We start from the raw sequence: 6,455 nt of genomic DNA, 5'->3' as shown, positions 1-6,455 counted from the left end.
TCGGCCAGCCGGACGATGTCGCGGCCGCCGTGGCTTTCCTGGCCTCGGACGAGGCGAGGCACGTCACAGGCGTGGATTGGCTGATCGACGGCGGCCAGACCTTGCAGAGCTGGGCCAACGCCCCTGATGGCGGTGCGTTTCCGAAATTTCGCTAAAGCTCAATTTCGCTGCTCGATTTGCTTGAGCATTGATCTGCAAGAATTCGGCAAACCAATTGTCGGATGCCGGCCGCTCCCGCTAAAGGCCAGGCCCCATTCGCGATCTACTTCACGCCGATGCCGGCGGTCAGGCCGCCATCGATCTTGTAGTCCGCGCCAGTGCAGAATCCGGCCTTCGACGAACACAGGAAAGCGATAAGTTCGGCCACCTCCTCCGGCTCGCCGATGCGCCCGATGGGGTGCGCTTCGCCGAAGCGCTTGTAGGCGGCCTCGACATCGGCGTCCGTGCCGTTCTCGCCGCGGGCGGCCTGCTCCAGGATCGGGGTGCGGATCGAGCCGGGGCTGACGGAATTGACGCGGATGCCGGAGCGCGCATGGTCGAGGGCCAGGGCACGCGTCAGCGTGTGGATGGCGCCCTTGGTGGTGGCATAGGCGGCGACGTTTTGCTGGCAGGCAAAGCCCTGCACCGAAGCGACGTTGACGATGGCGCCGCCGCCCCTGCGGACCATTTCCGGGATGCCGAAATGCGCGGTCAGATAGATCGACCCGACATTGACCGACATCGCCTTGTTCCAGGTCTCGAAATCGGTGCTGACGGCGGTTCCGTACGGATGCACCGCCGCCGAATTGACGACGATATCGAGGCCGCCGAACCGCTCCACGCCGGCCGCGACCGCGTCGCGAACCTGATCGGGCACGGAGACGTCGGCGCCTATCACCAGCGCCCCGGCTGCGGAGCTTTCCAGTTCCGCTTTCAACGCCGCGTTGGCCGCGCGGTCGATGCCGCAGGCGACGATCGCAGCGCCCCCTGCAGCGAGGCGTCTGGCGGTTGCGAGGCCAATCCCGGTCGTCCCCGTCACCAAGGCAACCTTGCCGTCGAAATCCTTCATTGGGAAAACTCCTTCATTCGCTGTCCGAAACCGGTTCCTAGTTTGACACCCATTGTGGTCCAACAATAGGTTGCCATCCTCTCGCAGAAGGAAGCGGCAATGGAACAGTGCTGGCGCTGGTATGGACCAAACGACCCGGTAACGCTCGATCATGTCAGGCAGGCCGGTGCGACCGGCGTGGTGAGCGCCTTGCACGATATCTATGACGGGCGCGCCTGGCCGCTCGAGAGCATTCTGGAGCGCAAGCGTGTCATCGAGGCCGCCGGCCTGACATGGTCGGTGGTCGAGAGCATTCCGGTCCACAACTCCTTCAAGATCGGCGCGCCGGAACGCGAGCGCTACGCCGGCTACTATCGCGACTCAATCCGCGCGCTCGCCAAGGCCGGCATTGCGACGGTCTGCTACAATTTCATGCCGGTGGTCGACTGGACCCGCACGGATCTCACCTATCGGCTGCCGACGACGGGCTATGCGCTGCGTTTCGACGCCATCGATTTCGCAGCCTACGACCTGTTCGTGCTGAAGCGCGTCAATGCCGAAGCCGGCTATACCGCTGCCCGTATCGCCGAAGCGGAAGCGCGGCTGAAGGAATTGAGCAGCGAAGCGATCGACAGGATCGAACGCAACCTGATCGCCGGCCTGCCGGCGACCGAGCGCAGCTATGACAGGGACAGTTTTCGCGAGGCCCTGGCGGACTACGATGCGATCGGACCAAAGGAGCTGCGCCAAAACCTTGCCTGGTTCCTGCGCGAGATCATTCCGGTGGCCGAAGAGGAGGGGGTGCGCATGTGCATCCATCCCGACGACCCGCCCTTCTCGCTCTATGGCTTGCCACGCATCGTTTCGACAGCCGAGGATGCGCGTTTCATCCTTAACGCCGTCGACAGCCCCGCCAACGGCCTGACGTTCTGCACCGGCTCTTATGGCACGCGCGCCGACAATGACATCGTCGCCATGGTCAAGGAATTCGCGGACCGCATCCACTTTGTCCACCTCCGCAACATCACCATCGAGGATGACGGCTCGTTCTACGAAGCCGAGCATCTCGAAGGCGGCACCGACATGGCGCATGTTATCCTCGCTCTGATGCAGGAAGAGGCGCGCCGTCGCGGGGAAGGCCGTGCCGACTGGCGCATTCCGATGCGACCAGACCATGGCCATCTGCTTGCCGACGACATCGGCAAGACCAGGATCAACCCCGGCTATTCGCTGATCGGCCGGCTGAAGGGCCTCGCCGAGCTGCGCGGCATCATGCGCGCCATCGAGCGGTTCGAGCTGGCTTGAAGCCGTCCTGCCGGTCGGCTGGCGGGATTTACAGACGATCACGCGCGATTGCGCTTCCGCTGCGACTTATACGCTGTCGCACTGGAAAGTGCGGTCCACGAGAGGCATGGCGGGTAAAGCACTTGTCGGGAAATTATTTGCCGACAGGTCATAATATGCAGCGCTGACGTTCTTCCATCCGGCCCGGATTGGACTTCCTGTTGCTTTGATCGGCACGCCTTGCGTGTCACTTTGAGATGCATTCATGCTCGAAGCTCTTGCCGGTGGTCGCTTCTACTTCTCCTAAGCCAGGGCAGAGAAAAGAAGGAAGCTGACCATGCCCAGAATTGTGCCGGTGCTTGACCTGAGCCGCCTCGAACAAGGTGCGTCCGAGTATCGTACCTTTCTCCTGGACCTGCGTACGGCAGCCCGGGACGTTGGCTTCTTCTATCTCAGCGGCCACGGAATTTCCGCCCCGGAGATCGACGACGTGCTCGATGCCTCGCGACGGTTCTTCGCGTTGCCGGAGGCCGACAAGCTGGCCATCGAAATGGTCAAGTCCCAGCAGTTCCGCGGCTACACCCGCGCCGGCGGCGAACTGACCAAGGGCGCGGCCGACTGGCGTGAGCAACTCGACATCGGCGTCGAGCGCCAGCCCATAGCGCAGGGACCTGGAATTGCACCGTGGACACGGCTGCAGGGGCCGAACCAGTGGCCGTCTGCACTGCCGGAGCTCAAGCCGGCACTGCTTGCATGGCAGGCCAAGGCGACCGCGGTGGCCATTCGGCTGCTGAAAGCCTTCGCACTATCGCTCGATCAGCCCGAGGACGCCTTCGACGCGATCTATCGGGACTCGCCCAACCATCGCATGAAGATCGTCCGTTATCCCGGCCGTGACGCGACCGAAGGCGACCAGGGCGTCGGCGCGCACAAGGATGGCGGTTTCCTCACCCTGCTGCTGCAGGACGACAACAAGGGCCTGCAGGTCGAATATGACGGAAGCTGGGTGAATGTGGATCCGCTCCCTGGAACGCTGGTCGTCAACATTGGCGAACTGCTCGAACTGGCATCGAATGGGTATTTGCGTGCCACCGTTCACCGCGTCGTGACGCCGCCTGCCGGCGTCGAGCGGATCTCCGTTCCCTTCTTCTTCAGTGCGCGGCTGGACGCGACCATACCGCTTCTGACCCTGCCCGAGGAATTGGCGGCCGAAGCGCGCGGGCCGGCAAGCGATCCGGACAATCCGTTGTTTCGCGATGTCGGCACCAATGTGCTCAAAAGCCGACTGCGTTCACATCCCGACGTGGCACGCCGCCACTATGCCGATCTTCTCCAGGCCGGAGCGGCGGGTTCGTGAACTCAGCTCTGCACGAATTTTTGCCGTTTCATATGTTTTTTGGAATGCCATTCGTCGCCAAGGCTTCGAGATAGGCGCAAAAAGGTAAAATCGTTTAGCGGTTTCCTCCCATTCCGCTGGACGGTGTTCCCCTCTGAAGGTTCAAACCTTCTTTTGGCCGGGCCGCATTCGAGCCCGGCCATTTTTTGTCCTGGTCCCGGACAGCGCAAAACCTATGCTGCAAAAGGCCGGTGTGGAGGAACAGGATATCTTCCCGAGTTGCGCGGACCGTCCGATCCTGAGTTTAGGATTCGAGCGCTAGTGCTCGACTGTATCGATCGGTCGAAACGACTTTCATGACACAAAAACAATTGCACCTCGGCGCCTTCATGCGCCCCGTCAGCCTGCATACCGGCGCCTGGCGCTATCCGGGCGCCTATGCCGACGCCAATTTCAATTTCGCGCATCTGAAGCGCTTCGCCCAGACCTTGGAGGCGGCGAAGTTCGACGCCTTCTTCATGGCCGACCATCTGGCCGTTCTCAACATGCCGATCGAGGCGCTGCGGCGCAGCCACACGGTCACCTCGTTCGAGCCGTTCACGCTTTTGTCGGCGCTCGCCGCCGTCACCGACCATATCGGGCTGGTCGCCACCGCATCGACGACGTTCGACGCGCCCTATCATGTTGCCCGCCGCTTCGCCTCGCTCGACCATATCAGCGGCGGACGCGCCGGCTGGAACATCGTCACCACGTCCAATCCGGATGCGGCGCTCAATTTCGGCCTCGACGAGCATGTCGAGCATGACGAGCGCTACCGGCGGGCCCGGGAATTCTACGATGTCGTCACCGGCCTGTGGGACAGCTTTGCCGACGATGCCTTCATCCGCGACGCCGAAAGCGGGTTCTATTTCGACCCGGCCAGGCTGCATGTGCTCGACCACAAGGGTGAGCATCTCTCGGTGCGCGGCCCACTCAACATCGCGCGGCCAATCCAGGGCTGGCCGGTCATCGTGCAGGCCGGCGCCTCGGAGGCAGGACGCCAGCTGGCGGCGGAGACAGCGGAGGTCATTTTCGCCGCCCATGCCGATCTCGCGGCGGGGCAGCGCTTCTTCGCCGACGTCAAAGGCCGTGCGGAAAGGCTTGGCCGGTCGCGTGACGACATCAAGATCCTGCCCGGCGCCTTTGTCGTTGTCGGTGACAGCGTCGAGGACGCGCAGGCCAGGCGGGCGAAGCTCGACAGTCTCGTCCACTACGAGAGCGGCATCGCCTCGCTGTCGATCGCCATCGGACATGACGCGTCCGGTTTTGATCCTGACGCGCCCTTGCCCGAAATCCCCGAGACCAATGCCTCGAAGAGTGGCCGCGAGCGCGTCATCGAACTGGCACGCGAGGAGAACCTGACCGTCAGGCAGCTTGCGCAAAGGCTGGGCGGCTATTCCGGCCTTGCTTTTGTCGGCACGCCTGAAACAATCGCCGACGAGATGGAGGAATGGCTGATCGGCGAGGGTTCCGACGGGTTCAACGTCATGTTTCCATACCTGCCCGCCGGGCTCGATGATTTTGCCGAGAAGGTGGTGCCGGAATTGCAACGGCGAGGGATCTTCAGGCGGCAATATGAAGGGTCGACACTGCGCGAGAATCTCGGCCTGAAGCGTCCGCCCAACCGGTTTTTCGAGTAGAGCCTTCTTCGCAGGGAGATTTTCGATGTCGATCCAGTCCAACACCCGCATCGTGCTCGCGGCGCGGCCACAAGGCCGGCCGAAGCCGGATGATTTCCGCATCGAGACGGTTGATGTCGTCCAGCCGGGAGAGGGCGAACTGCTGCTGCAGATCCTCTATCTGTCGCTCGATCCCTATATGCGCGGGCGCATGAACGCTACGAAATCCTATGCCAGGCCCGTCGATGTCGACGGCGTGATGGAAGGCGGTACCGTTGCGCGCGTCGTGATCTCTCGCCACCCGGAATTTACCGAAGGGGATATCGTGTTGTCCCATTCCGGCTGGCAGAGTTTTGCCTTGTCCGACGGTGTGGGGCTGCGCAAGCTGGATCCCGCTGCGGCACCCATCACTACGGCGCTTGGCGTGCTCGGCATGCCGGGCTTCACGGCCTATGCCGGTCTGCTCACCATCGGGCAGCCGAAGCCTGGCGAGACGGTCGTCGTGGCGGCCGCCAGCGGCGCGGTCGGGTCGGCCGTTGGCCAGATCGCGCGCATCAAGGGCGCGCGTGCCGTCGGCATTGCCGGCGGTGCCGACAAGTGCGCCTTCGTGCGAGACGAACTCGGCTTCGATGCGGTCGTCGATCACCGTGCCGATGATTTTGCCGAGCAATTGAAGGCAGCCTGCCCCGGTGGCATCGACATCTATTTCGAGAATGTCGGTGGTCCTGTCTGGGACGCGGTGTTTCCGCTGCTGAACGAATTTGCGCGTGTGCCGGTCTGCGGGCTGATCGCGCAGTACAACGTCATCGCGGATGCCGGCGTCGACCGGTTGCCGGTATTGATGCAGCAAGTGCTGTACCGCAGCCTGACGATCAGGGGGTTTATCCAGCGTGAATTTGTCGACCAGCGCCCGGCCTTCTATCGTGAGATGGCCGAATGGATATCGTCCGGCCGCGTCCGCTACAGGGAAGATATCGTCGATGGCATCGAAAATGCACCACAGGCCTTTCTCGGCCTTCTCGATGGCAAGAATTTCGGCAAGCTGATCGTGCGTATCGCGGAATAAATGCCGCGCAACGATCAGGCGGGGCTGCTTGGGTAATTTCTGCCGCAGCCGCGGCCGCGGGGCGTGATTGCCAGCAGCCGCCGA

6 protein-coding genes are annotated in these 6,455 nt (G+C 62.8%); 5 read left to right on the top strand and 1 reads right to left on the bottom strand.

Annotation, left to right across the window (positions count from 1 at the left end):
* Nucleotides 1–155, top strand: a 155-nt coding sequence (locus EN932_RS25705; RefSeq protein WP_128369154.1) for an SDR family oxidoreductase, incomplete at its 5' end; no start/stop codon positions are given.
* Nucleotides 156–262: 107 nt separating this feature from the next.
* Here EN932_RS25705 and EN932_RS25700 read toward each other — a convergent pair.
* Nucleotides 263–1,048 carry an SDR family oxidoreductase gene (locus EN932_RS25700; protein WP_127369247.1) on the bottom strand — a complete coding sequence of 262 codons (786 nt, stop codon included), beginning with the start codon at nt 1,046–1,048 and terminating at the stop codon, nt 263–265.
* Between the two features lie 99 nt (nt 1,049–1,147).
* On the opposite strand from EN932_RS25700, the gene uxuA reads away from it, so the two are divergent.
* From uxuA to EN932_RS25680, 4 genes are all read left to right on the top strand, one after another.
* Nucleotides 1,148–2,332, top strand: a complete 1,185-nt coding sequence (gene uxuA, locus EN932_RS25695; protein ID WP_127385005.1) for a mannonate dehydratase — start codon at nt 1,148–1,150, stop codon at nt 2,330–2,332.
* Nucleotides 2,333–2,648: 316 nt separating this feature from the next.
* Nucleotides 2,649–3,668: an isopenicillin N synthase family oxygenase gene (locus tag EN932_RS25690; protein WP_013530313.1), complete on the top strand. Its 1,020-nt coding sequence runs from the start codon at nt 2,649–2,651 to the stop codon at nt 3,666–3,668.
* Nucleotides 3,669–4,003: 335 nt separating this feature from the next.
* A complete protein-coding gene (locus EN932_RS25685; protein WP_127368898.1) occupies nt 4,004–5,326 on the top strand; it encodes an LLM class flavin-dependent oxidoreductase in 1,323 nt (440 codons plus the stop codon).
* A gap of 25 nt (nt 5,327–5,351) precedes the next feature.
* Nucleotides 5,352–6,371, top strand: coding sequence for an NADP-dependent oxidoreductase (locus EN932_RS25680; RefSeq protein ID WP_127368897.1), 1,020 nt, complete (start codon nt 5,352–5,354; stop codon nt 6,369–6,371).
* Nucleotides 6,372–6,455: the final 84 nt, after the last annotated feature.

The organism is Mesorhizobium sp. M7A.F.Ca.US.002.01.1.1 (genome assembly GCF_004022955.1).
In the GTDB taxonomy this organism is placed as follows: Bacteria; Pseudomonadota; Alphaproteobacteria; order Rhizobiales; family Rhizobiaceae; genus Mesorhizobium; species Mesorhizobium ciceri.
This window is presented reverse-complemented; position numbering and strand designations above follow the sequence as displayed.

Excerpts from the sequence above, each read along its gene's own strand:
- EN932_RS25680 (WP_127368897.1), top strand. The coding sequence starts at position 5,352 with ATGTCGATCCAGTCCAACACCCGCATCGTGCTCGCGGCGCGGCCACAA.
- EN932_RS25685 (WP_127368898.1), top strand. The coding sequence starts at position 4,004 with ATGACACAAAAACAATTGCACCTCGGCGCCTTCATGCGCCCCGTCAGC.
- EN932_RS25700 (WP_127369247.1), bottom strand. The coding sequence starts at position 1,048 with ATGAAGGATTTCGACGGCAAGGTTGCCTTGGTGACGGGGACGACCGGG.
- uxuA (WP_127385005.1), top strand. The coding sequence starts at position 1,148 with ATGGAACAGTGCTGGCGCTGGTATGGACCAAACGACCCGGTAACGCTC.
- EN932_RS25690 (WP_013530313.1), top strand. The coding sequence starts at position 2,649 with ATGCCCAGAATTGTGCCGGTGCTTGACCTGAGCCGCCTCGAACAAGGT.